The organism is Streptomyces sp. NPDC002825, assembly GCF_040295385.1.
Lineage (GTDB): Bacteria > Actinomycetota > Actinomycetes > Streptomycetales > Streptomycetaceae > Streptomyces.
The window spans coordinates 68,028-85,567 of the sequence record NZ_JBEOVH010000023.1 but is presented as its reverse complement, the minus strand read 5'-3'; the positions used below and the strand labels follow the sequence as shown (position 1 = coordinate 85,567).

Here is a 17,540-nt window from a genome sequence, read left to right as displayed (position 1 = left end):
GGGTGTCGGTCGCCCCCACAGGTCCGGTGGGCACGGCCGGGAACGACCATGTCGTGCCTGGGGTAGGGGTGTCGGTCGCCCCCACAGGTCCGGTGGGCACGGCCGGGAACGACCACGTCGTGCCTGGGGTAGAGGTGCCGGTCGACCCCACAGGTCCGGCGGGGACGGCCCGGAACAGCCGCGTCGCGACCCGGGCCGTGGTGTTGATCAACCCCAACACCTCCGCCGCCACGACCGCGATGATGACCGCCATCGCCCGCCGCACCCTCGGGCCCGCCCTGCCCGTCCGTGGCGTGACCGTCGCCCGCGGCCCCGGCATGCTCACCGACCCGGAAGCGCTGCGGGCAGCCGCCCCCGAGGTCCTCGCCGCCGGCCTGCGCGCCATGGCCGAAGGCGACTGCGCCGCCCTCCTCGTCGCCGCCTTCGGCGACCCCGGCCTCACCGAGCTGCGCGCGGCGACGGAGGGGGCCGGGATCCCGGTGGTCGGACTGGGCGAGTCGTCGCTCCTGGAAGCGGCCGCCGACGGAACCCCCTTCGGCATCGCCACCACCACCCCGCTCCTCGCCGACGCCCTCCACGCCCGCGTGACCGCCCTCGGCCTCGCCGACCGGTACACCGGCCTCCGGCTCACCGCCCGCACCCCCGAACGGCTCTCCGCCGACCCGGCGCTCCTCCTCGACCGGCTCGAACGTGCCGTCCGCGCCTGCGCCGAACGGGACGGCGCCCGCGCGGTCGTCATCGGCGGCGGCCCGCTCGGCGAGGCGGCCGAGGAGCTCCGCACCCGCTGCGCGGTGAGGATCGTCGCCCCGATCCCGGCGGCCTGCCGGGCGATCGCCCACCTGCTGACGGCCTGACAGCAGCCGACGGCACTCACCCCTCCACCGCGATCCGCCGGCGGCACTCCTGGGCCAGCGACGGGTAGGCGGCGGCGATCGCCTCGTACAACCGCCGCCTCAGCAGCCGCTCGGCCTCGCCCCGACCGGTCTCCCCGTACAGCCCGTCGAGCAGGGACTCGTACCGCGAGAGGGCGTGCCGCAGATAGCTCACCTGCCACCGCACCAGCGCACCGGAGGGCACCCCGACCCGGACCGCGGCGCGGTCAGGCCCGGGACTCCGGGCCCCCAGCAGATGACGGTGCCGCACCGCCCGCCGCTCCAGCTCCGGCCCGGGCAGCCGGGGCACCTCGATCGGCTCCGCGCGGATCGCGGTCAGGACGGCGGCCCGCCGCCGCTCGGCGTGGACCCCGGCGGCCGAGGCCCGGGCCCGGCAGAGCGCGGCCGTCTCGGTGAACTCGGGCGTCCGCTCCACCGTCTCCACCCGGGCCAGGAGATAGAGCCGCACGGGCGCGAGCGACCAGCGGCGCGGATCGCGTCCCTGTACATCGGGCGTCCCGAGCAGATCCCGCACCATCGCGTCGGTCCAGCCGCGCCGGCGCACCCCGGCGAGCGTCACATAGGTCGTACGGTCCGTCATGATTCCCCCTCGGTCGACTACGGAGCGTGACGATTCCAGTGAAGCGCACCCCACTGACAACGCCCCCTTGCCGAGCCCGCGCCGACTGTGCGATATAGGTCTGGACCTTTTCGACGGACGGAGGCCGGCCCGTGCAACGCCCGCTCGCCGCAAGCCTGTTGACCACTCTGACGCTCGCCCTCGCCGCCTGTTCCGGCGCCGCCGCCGCGCCGGAGGACACCCGGCCGCCCACCGCCCCCACCGGGGTCACCGCCACGGCCGGTAGCGCGAGCACCGTCCACGTCATGTGGAGCGCGGCCACCGACGACCGTGCCGTCACGGGCTACTCCGTCTACCGCGAGGGCCGCAAGGTCAAGGACCTCCCCGCCACCACCCTGATGACCGACGTCGTCGGCCTCGCCCCCGCGACCCGCCACCGCTTCACCGTCCGGGCCCACGACGCCGCAGGGAACGTCTCGCCCCCCAGCGCCACGGTCACCGCCACCACCCTCCCGGCCGCAGCCGAGGACCGCACGCCGCCCACCGCCCCGACCGCCCTGCGCGTCACCGCCGACGGGAGCCGCGCCGCGACCCTCCGCTGGACGCCGGCCCGCGACGACACCCGGGTCACCGCGTACGACGTCTACCAGGCCGACACCCGCATCCACACCGTCCCCGGCACCGCCACCACCGCCCGCCTCACCGGCCTGCGTCCCGGCACCGCCTACGCGTTCACCGTCCGCGCCCGGGACGCCGCCGAGAACTCCTCCCCGGACAGCGCCCCGGCGGATCTCACCACGGCCCCGTCCCCGGGCGCCCCGCCGAACACCGCCCCGAAAGACCTCACGGTCACGGCCGCCAGGGGCGAGATCACCGTCACCTGGACGCCGCCGAAGACGGGCGCGCCCGTCACCCACCACGAACTCCACCTCAACGGCCGCTTCGCCACCACCATCGTCTGGGGCACCACTCCGCCCCCGGGCCGCGCCCGCTACACCTTCCCGGTCCAGGACCCCGCGGGCACCCGCTACACCGTCACCCTCCGCGCCCAGCTCCCGGACGGCACCTGGGGCGACTTCTCGGCACCGAGGACGGTGGTGGTGCGCTGAAATCCCCGCCGCTTGGCCGGAATCGCACCCTTTCGCCGGGAACCATCGCCCCTCACCCTGCGACCAGGGGATGCGACGGGCTGCTGGGGGGGGGGGCGCCGATGACCGAGCCGATGCCGGAACCGCCGTCCGCGCCGCGGAACGTGCCGTCATCAGGACCGCCGTCCGCGCCGCCCCTTTATGTGCCCGCGCTCCCGGCACGCCCGAGCGCGCTCGCCGCGTACGACCACCTGTCCCCGGACGTACGCGTGCGCGTGGCCCCGCTCTGGACGGTCCCGCCCCGCGTCGGCGGCGAGCGGAACCCGGCCCGCCCCCCGGCCCAGCCCCGTGACCCGGACCCCGTCGCACTCCGCCGCCACACCCACGACGTCCTCGCGCTCGTCGCGCGGGTGCAGGGCGATCGACCCGCATGGGTCGACACCCGCCACGTCGAACGCGAGCCGGGACTCCCCGGCTTGGGTACGGTCCGGCCTCCGCTGCGGCCCGTCACCGGCATCGAGCGCGACCCCACCCAACAGGTGGCCTGCGCGGAAGCGGCCCGGGCAGGTCGCACCGGCCTCGGCATCCGGGTCGGCCCGAACAACCCGAGGAACCCGGGCATCGGCGAGGGGACGGCGGAAGCACTGTGCCGTCTCCTGAAACGGATCGCGTTCGCCCACTGCCCGGTCGACCTCCTCCTCGACCTGGGTGCCGTGGACGAGGGCCAGGGCGCGGAACACACGGCGCTCCAGGCCCTGAACCTCCTCGGCTCCTTGCACCCCTGGCGCACCGTCGTACTTCTGGCCGGCGCCTTCCCCCGTACCTGCCCCGGCAGGTGCGGAGCTCCCCTGGCCGAGACCTACCGGGCCGACCGCCTCCTCCCCGACCTACTCGGTCACACGGGCAGCGGCTCCGGTCCGCGGCCCACCCACGGCGACTACGGAGCCCACGACGCCGCGAGCGCCGACCGGGTCTCCGACATCGGGGACGACCCGTTCCGCGGGGCCCTGCGCTACACAGCCGAACACACCTTCCTCATCGGCGAGGTCCCGGCCGAGTCCGGCCACCACCGCACGGTCCGCGCCGTCGCCCGCGAGATCGTCACCTCCCCTCACTTCAGGGGTGCCGAGTACAGCGAGGGCGACCGCTGGCTCCGGACCTGCGCGGACGGCAGTGGCCTGCCCGGCACCGGGCATCCCGACCTCTGGATCTGGGCCGGTCACGTGCAGCACCTGACCCACATGGCCCGCGAACTGCGCCGACACTCCTGACCCCCCGTCCTTGCCCGCCGGAACCGCCTCCCCCGAACTACCCTGGGAAGCGTGGCCGGGACCGTTCTCACCAACACCGGGCTCGACAGCTTCCTCGACGGAGCGCCCGAGCGTCGTGACCCCGCGTTCGCGCGGGCCGCCGAAGCGGTCCTGGGACTGCTCGCCCTGCGCGGCGCCGACCGCGCGAGTGGCGTGCCCGAGCCGACGCCCGGGCTCGTGCGGCAGCTGCTCGTCGAGGACCTGCCCACCTTCGTGTACGCGCCGCCCGGCGACCTCGCCGCCTACCCGGCCGTTCTCGGCGCGCTCGCCGGGCGCTTCGACGGCGGGCGGCGCGAGCGGATCGCCGTGGTCGTCGCCGAGTCCGCGCCCGACTTCGAGCGCGCCATGAACGACCCCGGCAACCTCACCTGGCACCGCTGGTACGCCTCGCTCCTGCGGACCGTCGGCGCCGACCTCGCCGACCCCGAGGACGTACGGCGAAGGCTCGCCGCCCTCGACGGCGCACCGCTCCCCGACGGTGTGCGCCGCGCGCACCTCATGGGGCGGACGGCCCTCGCCGACGTCCTGCTCGCCGAGGCGCTGACACGCGCGTACGTGCGGGACGCCGAGGCGCCCCCGGCCGCCGGGCCGCTGCTCACGGACCACGCCGTCGCGACCGGCATCGGGCAGCTCGCCGCCGCGCTGCAGGACCGCTGGACCGCCGCCGGGCTCGCCGAACAGCTCGCCGGACCGTACGCGCGCTTCGCACCCGGACCCGAGGCCTTCCCGCACCTCGTCCTCGCCGACGCGCTCCTCGACGAGCACCTGGACTACTACGGGGACCCCGCCGCCCCCGTACCCCCGCCGCCCGCGATCGAGGCCGGGCCGGTCGAGGAGGACGCGGACACGCTCATCGCGGCCGTCGAGGAGCTCGCGGAGGAGGAGTTCGAGCCGTACGGCGGCGAGGCGCCGCACCTGCTGTACGCGGTGTACCAGCGCGGCTGCTCCGCCGACTCCGTCGCCCGCAAGGCCGCCGAGTACGAGGACTGGTCCGTCGACCCGGCCCTGGAGGACCTGCCGGTGGCGGTCCCGGACGCGGCACCCGACACGTACACGACCCCGCCCGTACCGGAGCTCGTACGGCTGCTCGGGACGGCCGAGCTGAACGAGGCCGACCGGGCCCGGCTCGAAGGGCCCGCCCGCGACCTGGCCGCGGCCCTCGACCACCTGGCCGCCACCGGCCTGGTCTTCCGCGCCGGCGACGCCTTCGGGCTCACCCCGCGCGGCGCGGGCGTCGTGCGCTATCTGCTCGGGGTGCGCGGGGTCGCCGCGCCCGACGCCGCCGAGGCCGCCGCCTGGTCCGCGCAGGACGTGGTCGCCGCCGCGGGCGGCTGGTCCGCGTCCGTCGCCGCGCGCGTACTCGCCGACTGGCTCCACGCGCGCGCGGACACCGCCGACGCGTGGTCGCAGCTGCTCGCCGCCCTCGGCACCGTCCACGCGGGGACCGCCGAGGCGGCCGCGACCCGGGGGCTCTTCGCCGCCCTGGACACGGCCGGCGCACCGCCCGAGGCGCTGCGCGGAGCCCTCCGCGACCCGGTCATCGGCGCCTACGCGCTCGACGTCCTGCGGGCCAGGGGCGAGGAGGCTGACCCGATCCAGGTGCGGACCTCGGCCCGGGCCCTGCACGTCCTGGACGCGCTGCCCGCCAAGAAGGGCCCCCTGGAGTCCCGCCGCGCGGCCTTCGACACGGCGGCGGCCGCCTGGCCCGGCGGCTCGGCCGCCCTGGTCCGTGCGATGGCGGCTGCGGACCGCCACGAGACCGAGCGGGTCCTCCGCCCGCTCGGCATCGCGCTCCCGTGACACCGGCGGGGGTTACCCCGCCGTGAGGTACATCCCCGAGGGACCCGACCCGGCCGTGTTCTTGCAGCTCTTGTTCCCGGTCGGGGCGGCGTAGACCAGCGCCAGGCAGCGGCCCAGGCCCTGCTGGCCGTAGGCGTTGGGGTGCATCGACTCCTGGACGAGGCCCTGCGTGCTCTGGCTGTCGATCCAGCGCGCCCACTCGCTCGTCGTCGCCGACGGCGGCACGGTCGCCGTCACCTGCTTGCTGGCCTTGGCGCAGACCTCACGGCCCTGGAGCGCGTCCCGCAGGTCCAGGAACTGCACGCCCTTGGCCGTGGCGACGCCCTTGAGCCGGTCGGCGATCTGCGGGACCAGGGAGTCGCGGGCCCAGTCGGAGTCGAGGTTCCAGAAGGGGCAGCCACCGGTGTTCGTACGGGACCAGCCGCTCTCGCCGTACCGGTTCTCGGCTGCGCGCGGGATGGGGGAGGGGTACGACTGGAGCACGATCCGGTAGTCGGAGGCGGCGTATCCGGCGGCGGTCATGACCGCCCGGATCTCGTCGACGGACCGGCCGACGTCGGCCATCACCCCGTCGATCTTCGCGTCGACCTCGGCCTGCTGGTCGTCGTGGCAGTACGAGTACCAGACGATGTAGTCGGTCGCGCAGGTGGAGATGATGTCGGCGAAGCCGAGGTCGTTGCCGCCGATGGACAGCGCGATCAGCTTGACGTCGTTGGCGGCGGCGACGGCCGCCAGCTGGTCGGCCTGGGGCGCCTCGCCCTTGAAGGTCTGGCCGCCCTGGGAGGCACGGAAGACGTTCGCCGTCGTCGCCCCTGAGCAGGCGAGGTTGATGAGGGAGCTCGCGATCGGGCCCGCGCTCTTCACCTCGGCGGTGTCCGAGCGGTGACAGCCGCCCGCGGTGGCGCCGTACACCCGGGAGGGGTCGTAGGTGCTGCCGGTCCAGGCGCGGTCGGTGCCGTTGCGGCTGCCGGTGTTGGTGAGGCTGTTGCCGAACCAGCGGCCGGCCTCTCCGGAGATGTAGCTGTCGCCCATGGCGACGACGGCGGTGGGGCCCGTGCCGGGGGAGGCGTGGGCGGCCGGGGCGGCGACGGAGGCGAGCCCGGCGGCGGTACACAGTGCCAGGAGTGCGCGCAGCGCACGGTGGGGGGTCGAAGGCATGGCTGTGCTCCTGCGGTACGCAGTGACGAGGGGGACAGCCGCCGGCCGGTGGCATGGCGGAATCTCGCACGGCGTGGCTTGTTACCGCTAGGTAGCTGCATATCTCGGTTGCGTCACGTCCCCTGTGCGATCACAGGAACGGAGACAGGGCCCCTCCCCGGTGCTGTGCGACACCGGGACGAGGCCCTGCTCAGGTTGCTGTCGGCGGCTGTGCGGGCAGCCGAATCAGCCGTACGGGTCGAGTCAGCCGACCAGCTGCTCGTACGCGGGAAGGGTCAGGAAGTCCGCGTAGTCCGCGTCGAGGGAGACGTGCAGGAGCAGGTCGTGGGCCTGCTGCCACTTGCCGGACGTGAAGGCCTCGTCGCCGATCTCGGCGCGGATCGCGGCGAGCTCCTCGGCGGCGACCTTGCGGGCCAGCTCGGGGGTGGCCGTCTCGCCGTTCTCGAAGACCACACCGGCGTTGATCCACTGCCAGATCTGCGAGCGGGAGATCTCCGCGGTGGCCGCGTCCTCCATCAGGTTGAAGATGGCGACGGCGCCGAGGCCGCGCAGCCAGGCCTCGATGTAGCGGATGCCGACCTGGACGGCGTTGCGCAGACCGTCGTACGTGGGCTTCGCGTCGAGCGAGTCGATGGCGATGAGGTCGCCGGGCGCGACGGAGACGTCCTCGCGGAGGCGGTCCTTCTGGTTCGGCCGGTCGCCGAGCACGGCGTCGAAGGAGGCCATGGCGATCGGGACCAGGTCGGGGTGGGCGACCCAGGAGCCGTCGAAGCCGTCGCCGGCCTCGCGGTCCTTGTCGGCCTTGACCTTCTCGAACGCGACCTTGTTGACCTCGGCGTCCTTGCGGGACGGGATGAACGCCGCCATGCCGCCGATGGCGTGCGCGCCGCGCTTGTGGCAGGTGCGGACGAGGAGTTCGGTGTACGCGCGCATGAACGGGGCTGTCATCGTGACCGCGTTGCGGTCCGGAAGGACGAACTTGGCGCCGCCGTCACGGAAGTTCTTGACGATGGAGAACAGGTAGTCCCAGCGGCCCGCGTTCAGGCCGGCGGCGTGGTCGCGGAGCTCGTAGAGGATCTCCTCCATCTCGTACGCGGCCGTGATGGTCTCGATGAGGACCGTGGCGCGGACGGTGCCCTGCGGGATGCCGACGTAGTCCTGCGCGAAGACGAAGATGTCGTTCCAGAGGCGGGCCTCCAGGTGCGACTCCGTCTTCGGGAGGTAGAAGTACGGGCCCTTGCCGAGGTCGATCAGACGCTGGGCGTTGTGGAAGAAGTAGAGGCCGAAGTCGACGAGCGCGCCGGGCACCGGGCGTCCGTCGAAGGTGAGGTGACGCTCCTCCAGGTGCCAGCCGCGCGGCCGCATGACGACGGTGGCGAGCTGGTCGGCCGGCTTGAGGGCGTACGACTTGCCCGACTTCGGGTCGGTGAAGTCGATCTTCCGCGTGTACGCGTCGATCAGGTTGACCTGGCCGAGGACGACGTTCTCCCAGGTCGGCGCCGAGGCGTCCTCGAAGTCGGCGAGCCAGACCTTCGCGCCGGAGTTGAGCGCGTTGATCGTCATCTTGCGGTCGGTCGGGCCGGTGATCTCGACACGCCGGTCGTTCAGGGCCGCCGGGGCCGGCGCGACCTTCCAGGAGTCGTCGGCGCGGATCGCGGCGGTCTCCGGAAGGAAGTCCAGGGTGGACGTGCGGGCGATCTCTGCGCGGCGCTCCGCCCGGCGGGCGAGGAGCTCGTCCCTGCGCGGGGTGAACCGCCGGTGCAGTTCGGCGACGAAGGCCAGGGCGGCCTCGGTGAGCACCTCCTCCTGACGCGGGAGGGGCTCGGCATCGACGACGGCCAGGGGGGACGGCGCTGGTGCGGACATGAACTGTCACTTCCTTCAGCGGACTTCACGGGCGTGCCATGCGGCCGCCGGGCGTCACGGGACGGCACGGAGTGCCGCAGGCGCCGAGATACGGCCGCGAGCGCCCTCTGAACTAGCAGGGGCTTCTGAACAGTGGATACTAGTTTCCTCATGGTGGAAGTTCAATGGTTTGTTGATGTCGAGATTCTCCGGATCGACAGAACATGGCGCTCGGTGCCAGCCCGTTCACTCCAGGTGGGTCAGGTCCGCCTCCGTGTCGATGTCATAGGGCTCGGCCACATCCGAACAGTCGACCGGGGTGATCGCATCCCGGTGCGCCGCCAGATAGTCCCGCGCACCCCGGTCGCCCACCGCCGTCTCCGCGATGCCCGCCCAGTGCCCGGCGCCGAACAGCACCGGATGGCCCCGCACCCCGTCGTACGAGGCGGCCGCCAGCGAATCCCGTGAGGTGTACGCCGCCCGGACCCGGGCCGCGGCCTCCGCCCCGATCCCCGGCTGGTCCACCAGGAGCACGAGCGCCGCGTCCACCCCGCGCGGATCCGCGGCCAGCGAGGCGAGCCCGGCCCGCAGCGAGGAACCCATCCCCTCCGCCCACTCCGGGTTGTCCACCAGCACGCACCCCGGCAGCTCCGCCCGCTCGCGTACGACGTCGGCCGAGGCCCCCAGCACCACGTGCACCACCTCGCACCCGGCCGCGCGCAGCACCCCCACGGCATGCTCGACCAGCGGCCGCCCCCGGTGCGTGAGCAAGGACTTCGGCCGCCCGCCGAGGCGCCTGCCGCCCCCCGCGGCGAGCAGCAGTCCGGCGACGACGGGGCTTCGATCTTCCGCAGCTGTCATGGGGACTGCATACCTCATGGCGCGGAATCACACGGTCGCCTGAATTCCTTCCACCAAGGGTGGCGCGGTGGGGTGGCGAAGGAGTTAACTGACCCGCGGCTCACGGCGCCCGGCTGTCGTTCGGGGGGAGCGGCTCGGGACGTTCGGAGTGTTCGTCGTGCGGAGTTCTGCGCACAGTGTCGTGCGGGGGGAGAACCATGTTGCGAAGCGTGGGGCAGAGGCGAGTGACCGGCGAGGGCGTGGACCCCAGAGTGGCCGAACTGCGGGCCGCCGTCTCCCGGCTTCGGCGTGAACTGGCCGCGCTCCGGGTCGAGTTCGCCGACCGGGGGATCGCCGAGGACGAGCTTGCCGCCCTCGACGCCATGGCGCTCAGCGGCGACCCCGAGGTACGGCGGCTGCGCCGCTCGCTGCTGCTCGTCGCGGGCTCCGTCGGCTCCGTCAGCGCCCTCGCCGAGGGACTCGCGGGGGTCCGGCGCGCGGTCGAGCTCTTCGGCCCCCCGCAGGCCGGGCAGTAGGCCGGCGCCCGGTCGCGGCCGGTCCTCCCCGAGGCCCCGCAGCAGGACCTTCGGGTACCCGGGAGGGGTTTACAGGGCTCTGTGCGATGGCCGAACCGGAGAGAATGCTTCCATCCTGAAGGCAGGCCCGCCCCGGCGGGCCCGACCGGAAGGTGGTGGTGGACGTGGAGGCCACGGGCGACGACCTGCCGCGGGGCGACCCCGTTCCCGGCGGCGCCGACCCGCTGGGAGAGCCGTACCTGAGGACACGGTTCGCCCTGCCGAGCCGCCCCGGCACGTTCCTCCGCCGTGACCGGCTGGTCGAGCACCTCGGGCAGGCCCTGCTGACCCCGCTGACCGTGGTCAACGGCAGTGCGGGGGCCGGCAAGACCCTCCTCGTCGCCGACTGGGCCGCGAACCCGGGGCGGCCCGTCGCCTGGCTCACCCTCGACGCGGCGGTCGAGGGCCCGGGGATGTTCTGGGCCCATCTGCTCCAGTCCCTGAACGCGGCCGGTACACCGGCACCCAGCGCCGTCGGCTTCCCCACCGACGCGACCCGGGTCCCCCACACGCTCCTGAGCCGGCTCGCCTGGGCACTCGCCGGGCGCGACCGGCCCGTCACCGTGGTGATCGACGAGTTCGAGCGGATGACCGACCCCGAGGTCGGGCGCCAGCTGGAGTTCGTCCTGCGGCACGCGAAACCTGGGCTGCGCCTCGTCCTCGTCAGCCGCACCGAGCCCCTCCTCCCGCTCCACCGCTACCGCCTCGCCGGTGAGATGACCGAGATCCGGGACGCCGAGCTGGCGTTCACCACCGAGGAGGCGGTCGATCTCCTCGAACTCCACGGGCTGTCACTGGCCGTTCCGGTGACCCGGGCGCTGGTGGAGCGCACCCGGGGATGGGCGGCCGGCCTCCGGCTGAGCGCCCTGGCCGCGCGGTCGACCCCGGATCCCGAGCGCTACCTGAAGGAGTTCGAGGCGGGACGGGGCACGATCGCCGACTTCCTGCTCGCCGAGGTGCTGGACCGGCAGACACCCGAGACGCAGGACCTGCTGCTGCGGATCAGCGTGCTGGACCGCTTCTGTCCCGACCTGGCGGACGAGCTGACCCGGCGCCGTGACGCCGCGACGATCCTGGCCGCACTGCACCGCGCCAACGCCTTCGTCGAGGACTTCGGGCAGGGCTGGTACCGGCTCCACCCGTTGTTCCGGGAGATCCTCCGGGCCCACCTGCGCCGACGCGCCCCCGGCCTCGAGACGGAACTGCACCGGCGCGCCGCGCACTGGCTGCGGCGCTCCGGCACGCTCCCCGAGATGCTGGCGCACGGCGCCGCCGCCCAGGACTGGACCTACATGGCCCAGGCCCTGGTCGAGGACCTGGCCATCGGACAGCTCTTCACCGGCCTCGGCTCCGGGGAGCCGGCGGACTGGTTCGCCGGGATGGACGGAGAGACGCCCGACCCGTCCCTGAACCTCGTCCGCGCCGCGTGCGAGCTGTCCCGCTCCGATCTCGACGGCGGCCTGGCGCACCTGCGCCGCGCGGCGCGACAGCTCGCGGCCGACGACCGCGGCTCCCCGGCGGCCCTGCTGAGCTGCGCCCTGCTCGAGGCCCTCGCCGGACGCCTGGCCGGCTCCGCGCACCGGGCCGAGCGCGCCACCCGGTCGGCCCGGCGGCTGATGCCGCAGCTGCCCTCCCGGCTGCTGGACGGGCATCCGGAACTCGCCGCCCTCCTGCTGACCCACGTGGGCTCCTCGCGGCTGTGGGCCGGACACCTCGACGACGCCAGGGCCGCCCTCACCACGGTGACCCGCGGTCCCCGTACGGCGTCCACCGTCCTCCCGCGGATGGACGCGCTCGAACACCTGGCGCTCGTCGAGCACCTCAACGGCCGGCCGAGCTCCGCGGAACGCAAGGTCTTCGCGATGACGGCCGAGGCCGAGCGGTACGGCCTCGCCGAGCCGTCGGGTTCCGGGCTCGGACAGCTGGTGCTCGCCGCCGTCGCCCTCGACCGGGACGAGGTGGACCGCGCCGAGGCCCTCCTCGCCCGGACGTCCGGCCGGCAGCCGCCGGACCCGGTGACGGCCGCCGTCAGGCGGGCCGTGACCGCCGGCGTGCTCCTGGCCCGGGGCCGTACGCGGGAGGCACTGGCCGTCGCGGCCCGGCCCGTCCCCGCCGCCGAGGCATCGCCCTGGGCCCAGGGACGTGCCGCCCTGGCGGCTTCGGACGCCCATCTGGCCGAGGGCCGCCCGGACGCGGCCCTCGAAGTCCTCCGCCGGGTCGCCGGCGAGCTGCCGGAGTGCACCGTCGGCGCGGCGCGGGCCCACCTCGCCGCCGGCGACCCCGGCACGGCCCTCCGCCTGCTCGACGGCCTTCCGGCCCACGGGAGCGTCGGCCCCGGCGTGTCCGTACCGGCCGCGCTGGTACGGGCACAGGCGGCGGCAGTCGAGGGGGACACCGCCACCGCACGCAGGACGCTCGCCCAGGCTCTCGCCGAGGGCCGCCGCGAGGAGCTCAGGCGCGCCTTCCGGGTCGCCGGACCCTGGATCGTTCCCTTCCTGGCCGAGCCCACGATGCGGGCGCCGGCCGCCGGATGGCTCGTACCCGATTCCGAGCCGTACGGCGGGACGGAGCAGGACGGGCCCGGATCGGTGCCGGGCGCGCCGGTGGAGGAGCTCAGCGGACGGGAGCGCGAGGTCCTGGAGCGGCTCGCCCGGGCGATGTCGACCGAGGACATCGCCGCCGACCTGTACGTGTCCGTGAACACGGTGAAGACCCACCTCAAGAGCGCCTACCGGAAGCTGTCGGTGCACCGGCGCAACGACGCCGTCCGCCGCGCCCGCGAGCTGCGGCTGCTGTGACCGGACGCCGGGCACCGAAGGGCTGACCCGTCGCCGGGCACCGGCGGCCTGACCCGTCGCCGGGCACCGGAGGGCGTACCCGTCCCGCGGCCCTAGCTCACCCGCGCCGGGTGAGGCGCACGGTGACCGTTTCGGATGTGATGGCGGCGAGGGTGGGCTCGACCTTCCGCTGCCGCCGGCACTGGCGGCCAGGCCCGGCGAGGTGGCGACCGTGAAGAAGTGGCGCGCTCTGATCGTGCTGGGGACGGCCCAGTTCCTGATGGTGCTGGACACCGCCGTCATGAACGTCTCCATCAGCCAGCTGGTCGAGGACTTCGACACCGAGGTGACCGCCATCCAGGCCGTCATCACCCTGTACGCGCTGGTCATGGCCGCCTTCATGATCATCGGAGGCAGAATCGGGGACATCCTGGGCCGTCGCCGCGTCTTCCTGATCGGCATGAGCGTCTACGGCCTCGGATCGGCCCTGACCGCCGTGGCGCCCCAGCTGTGGGTCCTGGCCCTGGGATGGTCGGTCATCGAGGGGCTCGGCGCCGCCCTGGTGCTGCCGTCCATGGCGGCCCTCGTCGCCGAGTCCTACCGGGGCCGCGACCGCTCCGTCGCGTACGGCGTCGTCGGGGGCCTGGCCGGTGCCGGCATCGCGGTCGGCCCGCTGCTCGGCGGCTGGGTGACGACGTACCTCACCTGGCGCCTGGTCTTCGCGGGCGAGGTCGTGGTGGTGCTGGCCGTCCTGCTCGCGCGGCGGGCGATCCCGGAACCGGCCCCGGTGAGCCGGCGTCCCGGTCTGGACGTCGTCGGCGCCGTCCTTTCGGCGGTCGGCCTGGGCCTCGGCGTGCTCGGCGTGCTGCAGAGCGGCACCTGGGGCTGGGTGGAGCCGCGCAACCCGCCCTTCACCGTCTTCGGCTTCGCCCCCACGCTGTTCGTGGTCGGGGCCGGGGTGGTGGTCCTGTTCCTCTTCCGGGCCTGGGAGGAGAGGCGGGAGGCCGGCGGCGCCGACCCCCTGGTCCATCTGGCCCTGTTCCACCGGCCCACCCTGCGCTCGGGGCTGATGACCCTGCTGAGCCAGAACCTCATCCTGCTGGGGCTGTTCTTCACCATCCCGCTCTACCTGCAGGTGGTGCAGGGGCTCGACGCCTTCGAGACGGGACTGCGGCTGCTGCCGGTCTCCGTCACCATGCTCGCGGCCTCCCTGGGCGCGGCGAAGCTCGGACGCCGGCTGGGACCGCGGCGGATCGTACGGACGGCCCTGGTACTGCTCCTCGCCGCCATCGCCTGGCTCCTCGGCACCATCGACCCCGTCATCGACGACGCCCAGTTCTTCGGGGCCATGGCGCTCCTCGGCCTGGGCATGGGGCTGCTCGCCTCGCAGCTCGGCAACGTCGTGCAGTCCAGCGTCGGGGAGCGGGAGCGCAGCGAGGTCGGGGGCCTGCAGTTCACCGCCCAGAACCTGGGGTCCGCGCTGGGCACGGCCCTCATCGGGTCCCTGCTGATCGGGGCCCTGGCCCAGGCCTTCACCACCCAGGTGGCGGACGACCCGAGGCTCTCGGACGAGGCTCGCCGACAGACGAGCGTCGCCCTGGAGGCCGGGATCAGCTTCGTCCCCACCGACGAGGTCCATGCGGCGGCGGAGGACGCGGGACTGCCGCCCCAGGAGGTGGACGCCGTCACCGAGTCGTACGCCTCGGCCCAGCTGGACGGTCTCAAGGCGGCCATCCTCGCGACCGGGGGCATCACCCTGGCGAGCTTCCTGGTGACACGCGGCCTCCCCGGCGCGGGCGAGGCGGCCACAGGAGCGGACGGGGCCACGGGGGCGAGTGGGACCGCTGGTACGGGCGGCGCCGCTGGTACGGGTGGGGCCACAGACGCAGGCGGGGCCACCGGTACGGGCGGGGGCGCGGCGGACGGCGCCGCGGGTGCGGCCCGCCGCCGCGACACCGAAGGTCCCGCGCCCTCGGAGCCCGGCTCCGAGGGCCCCTGAGTCACCCGCGGAGGGTGAGGCCGCCGGAGACGCGAAGACGGATCATCGCATCAGGGCCCGACCGGCCCTGTGACAGCCACCCCCACCACGGGAGGGGCAGATCATGCAGTACGAGATCCGGATCGACGGACTCATGTCGGAGACGCTGATCGGATCCTTCCCCGAGCTGGAGCACGTGATGATGTCCGGCCAGACGGTGCTGTACGGCCCTCTCGTGGACGAGGCCCACCTCTACGGACTGCTGGCCCGCTTCCAGTCCCTCGGACTGCACGTGGTGGAACTGCGGCGGCTGCCGGAATGACCGATACGGACCCCGGCGGAAGCCCGGCGGGAGAAGGAACCGGAAACGGAGCGGAGACATGGACACACAGATGTACCTCGCCTACGACTATCCGCTGCTCAGCATGTTCTGGACCATGCTGTGGTTCTTCCTGTGGATCCTCTGGTTCATCCTGCTCTTCCGGATCATCGGCGACATCTTCCGCGACGACGCCCTGGGCGGCTGGGGCAAGGCGGGCTGGATGGCGTTCGTCATCCTGCTGCCGTTCCTCGGCGTGCTCGTCTACGTGATCGCCCGCGGCAAGAGCATGGGGCGCCGGGAGATCGACCACGCCCGCGAGAAGCAGCAGGCCTTCGACGCCTACGTCCGCGAGACCGCCGGCGGCGGCAGCGCGCCCAGCCCGGCCGCGGAGCTCCACCGGCTCGCCGACCTCCGCACCCGGGGCGACATCAGCGAGGAGGAGTTCCAGCGGGCCAAGGCCCTCGTCCTGAGCGGCGACCGTCCGTCCACGCCCGCCGGCACCACCACGACCCCTCGGTGAGACGGGCCGGGGAGAAGGAGAGACCGAGATGAACGCCACGCACACCACTCACGCCTCGTCGGCGAAATACGCCTGGGCCGGGGGCCTGCGGGTCTTCGCCGCCGTCATGCTCTCCCTCGCGGGACTGTTCGGCATCTTCCGCGGGATCATGGCCATCGCCGAGGACGAGGTCTTCGTCACCACGCGCAACTACGTCTTCCAGTTCGACCTCACCGGTTGGGGCTGGGTCCATCTGGGCCTGGGCATCGTCGCCCTCCTGGTCAGCTTCGGACTCTTCACGGCGGCCGCCTGGGCGCGGTACACCGGCGTCGGCATCGCCGCGCTCGTGATCATCGCCAACTTCCTGTCGCTGCCGTACTACCCGTGGTGGTCCGTCATCGTGATCGTGATGTCCGGGTTCGTCATCTGGGCCCTGTGCGTCGACCGGGGTGACGACGGGAGGCTGCCGTGAAGGACCTCAAGTTCGAGCAGAAGAGCTCCCTGACCCGTACCGAGGCCGCCGACCAGCTGCAGGCGCTCGCCGACGCGCTCAGGGCGGGTGAGGAGGCCGAGGTCCGGCTGGGAGCCGGCGTCCTGAGCCTGCGGGTCCCGGAAGAACTCCGCAGCGAGGTGGAGTTCGAGGTCGGCGACGGCGAGATCGAGCTGGAGATCGAGCTGAAGTGGCGGACGGGCCGCGGCTCGCGCGACACGGCAGCCCCCGAGGGGAAGACCGACAGGGCAGAGACGCCCGAACCGGAGCCCGAGCCGAAGATCAGACCCGAGCCGAAGACCAGGACCGGGACGAAGCGGGCCGAGGCGAAGAAGACCGAGGCGGGGAAGGAGGCCGAGGCCGGGAGCGCGTCGCCCGCTCCCGCCGCCCGGAGGCGGAAGGCCACGTCACCCGCCAAGTCCAGGCGCACCGCCGCGAAGGCCGCGTGAGCCGGTCCCCGCTCGGGGGCGGGGTTCTCCTTTCACCCGCTTGACCGGGCTGCCGTGCCGGTGCGGCCGGGCACGAGTTGGGTGGGAACCCCAACTCCGAGAAGGGTGACTGCCATGTACGAGATGCACATCGCGCCCGACGACTCCAGCGGACTCCTGGTCTGGCACGTGATCGCCAAACAGGCGGGCAACAGCCTCTGCGGTCAGGCCGTCGACCGTGGCGCGGACGGGATGCGGACGGACCGGCACTGTCTGCCGTGCATGCGGTCCTTCCAGGAGCTGATGGCCGCGCGGGCCGACGCGTCGGCCGAGGGCCGGCCCGACGGCCTCACCGTCTGATCAGCCGGCGGGCCGTCGCCGCCGCCACCGCCGCCGTGCGCGAGTCCACGCCCAGCTTCGCGAAGATGTGCACCAGGTGGGACTTCACCGTCGCCTGGCTCAGGAACAGCGCCTTGCTGATCTGCTGGTTCGACAGGCCTTCGCCCACCAGCTGGAGCACTTCGAGCTCTCGCTTGGTCAGGGCCTCCGCCGGCGTCCGCATCCGGTCCATCAGCCGGTGCGCCACCGCGGGCGCCAGGGCCGACTGGCCCGCCGCCGCCGTCCGGACCGCCGCCGCCAGCTCCTCCGGCGGCGCGTCCTTCAGGAGGTAGCCGGACGCGCCCGCCTCCACCGCCGCCAGGATGTCCGCGTCCGTGTCGTACGTCGTCAGGACGAGCACCTTCGGCCCGCCCGGCGCCGCCGTGATCGCCGCCGTCGCCTCCGAGCCGTGCATCCCCGCGCCGAACTGCAGGTCCATCAGGACCACGTCCACGTCCCCGGCGGCGGCCAGCTCCACCGCCCGCTCGGCCGTGGCCGCCTCCGCGACCACGGCGAAGTCCGGCTCGGTGTCGAGGACCGCGCGCAGGCCGGCCCGTACCACCGGGTGGTCGTCGGCGAGGAGGAGTCGGATGGTCATGC

General features: G+C 73.8%; 17 protein-coding genes. 12 read left to right on the top strand and 5 right to left on the bottom strand.

Going from position 1 to position 17,540, the window contains the following annotated elements:
* Positions 1–119: 119 nt before the first annotated feature.
* Positions 120–854, top strand: coding sequence for an aspartate/glutamate racemase family protein (locus ABT041_RS26340; protein WP_351188503.1), 735 nt, complete (start codon positions 120–122; stop codon positions 852–854).
* A 16-nt stretch (positions 855–870) separates the two neighbouring features.
* On the opposite strand, the gene ABT041_RS26335 is transcribed toward ABT041_RS26340, so the two are convergent.
* Positions 871–1,473, bottom strand: coding sequence for a hypothetical protein (locus ABT041_RS26335; protein WP_351188501.1), 603 nt, complete (start codon positions 1,471–1,473; stop codon positions 871–873).
* Between the two features lie 131 nt (positions 1,474–1,604).
* Between ABT041_RS26335 and ABT041_RS26330 the strand changes: the two genes are divergently transcribed.
* The 3 genes from ABT041_RS26330 (at position 1,605) to ABT041_RS26320 (ending at position 5,650) form a co-directional block, all read left to right on the top strand.
* The gene (locus ABT041_RS26330; RefSeq protein ID WP_502976595.1) at positions 1,605–2,561 is read left to right on the top strand and encodes a fibronectin type III domain-containing protein; all 957 of its coding nucleotides are present in this window, start codon (positions 1,605–1,607) and stop codon (positions 2,559–2,561) included.
* 101 nt (positions 2,562–2,662) lie between these two features.
* Positions 2,663–3,811 carry a beta family protein gene (locus ABT041_RS26325; RefSeq protein ID WP_351188495.1) on the top strand — a complete coding sequence of 383 codons (1,149 nt, stop codon included), beginning with the start codon at positions 2,663–2,665 and terminating at the stop codon, positions 3,809–3,811.
* A 51-nt stretch (positions 3,812–3,862) separates the two neighbouring features.
* On the top strand, positions 3,863–5,650 hold the full coding sequence (locus ABT041_RS26320; RefSeq protein ID WP_351188492.1) for a hypothetical protein: 1,788 nt from the start codon (positions 3,863–3,865) through the stop codon (positions 5,648–5,650).
* Positions 5,651–5,662: 12 nt separating this feature from the next.
* Here ABT041_RS26320 and ABT041_RS26315 read toward each other — a convergent pair whose 3' ends face one another.
* The 3 genes from ABT041_RS26315 to ABT041_RS26305 form a co-directional block, all read right to left on the bottom strand.
* Complete coding sequence (locus ABT041_RS26315) at positions 5,663–6,808, bottom strand: GDSL-type esterase/lipase family protein (RefSeq protein ID WP_351188490.1); 1,146 nt, start codon at positions 6,806–6,808, stop codon at positions 5,663–5,665.
* Between the two features lie 243 nt (positions 6,809–7,051).
* Positions 7,052–8,674 carry a malate synthase A gene (aceB, locus tag ABT041_RS26310; protein WP_351188487.1) on the bottom strand — a complete coding sequence of 541 codons (1,623 nt, stop codon included), beginning with the start codon at positions 8,672–8,674 and terminating at the stop codon, positions 7,052–7,054.
* A 225-nt stretch (positions 8,675–8,899) separates the two neighbouring features.
* Positions 8,900–9,514, bottom strand: coding sequence for a nucleotidyltransferase family protein (locus ABT041_RS26305; RefSeq protein WP_351188485.1), 615 nt, complete (start codon positions 9,512–9,514; stop codon positions 8,900–8,902).
* Between the two features lie 197 nt (positions 9,515–9,711).
* Here ABT041_RS26305 and ABT041_RS26300 point away from each other — a divergent pair, with 197 nt between their 5' ends.
* The 8 genes from ABT041_RS26300 to ABT041_RS26265 all read left to right on the top strand — a co-directional run bounded on the left by ABT041_RS26300 (position 9,712) and on the right by ABT041_RS26265 (position 16,922).
* Entirely contained in the window at positions 9,712–10,029 is a 318-nt protein-coding gene (locus ABT041_RS26300; protein ID WP_351188482.1) for a DUF5955 family protein, read from the top strand.
* Between the two features lie 158 nt (positions 10,030–10,187).
* Entirely contained in the window at positions 10,188–12,866 is a 2,679-nt protein-coding gene (locus ABT041_RS26295) for a winged helix-turn-helix domain-containing protein (RefSeq protein ID WP_351188479.1), read from the top strand.
* A 211-nt stretch (positions 12,867–13,077) separates the two neighbouring features.
* A complete protein-coding gene (locus tag ABT041_RS26290) occupies positions 13,078–14,844 on the top strand; it encodes an MFS transporter (RefSeq protein ID WP_351188477.1) in 1,767 nt (588 codons plus the stop codon).
* Positions 14,845–14,947: 103 nt separating this feature from the next.
* Entirely contained in the window at positions 14,948–15,145 is a 198-nt protein-coding gene (locus tag ABT041_RS26285) for a DUF8691 family protein (protein ID WP_351188475.1), read from the top strand.
* 58 nt (positions 15,146–15,203) lie between these two features.
* On the top strand, positions 15,204–15,665 hold the full coding sequence (locus ABT041_RS26280) for an SHOCT domain-containing protein (RefSeq protein ID WP_351188472.1): 462 nt from the start codon (positions 15,204–15,206) through the stop codon (positions 15,663–15,665).
* A 28-nt stretch (positions 15,666–15,693) separates the two neighbouring features.
* Entirely contained in the window at positions 15,694–16,116 is a 423-nt protein-coding gene (locus tag ABT041_RS26275) for a DUF7144 family membrane protein (protein WP_351188470.1), read from the top strand.
* Positions 16,113–16,583: an amphi-Trp domain-containing protein gene (locus ABT041_RS26270; RefSeq protein ID WP_351188466.1), complete on the top strand. Its 471-nt coding sequence runs from the start codon at positions 16,113–16,115 to the stop codon at positions 16,581–16,583. The genes ABT041_RS26275 and ABT041_RS26270 overlap by 4 nt, the downstream gene beginning before the upstream one ends.
* A gap of 114 nt (positions 16,584–16,697) precedes the next feature.
* Complete coding sequence (locus ABT041_RS26265) at positions 16,698–16,922, top strand: hypothetical protein (RefSeq protein ID WP_351188464.1); 225 nt, start codon at positions 16,698–16,700, stop codon at positions 16,920–16,922.
* Here ABT041_RS26265 and ABT041_RS26260 read toward each other — a convergent pair.
* A complete protein-coding gene (locus ABT041_RS26260) occupies positions 16,912–17,538 on the bottom strand; it encodes a response regulator (protein WP_351188462.1) in 627 nt (208 codons plus the stop codon). The two genes, ABT041_RS26265 and ABT041_RS26260, sit on opposite strands and share 11 nt — an antisense overlap.
* Between the last annotated feature and the right edge of the window lie 2 nt (positions 17,539–17,540).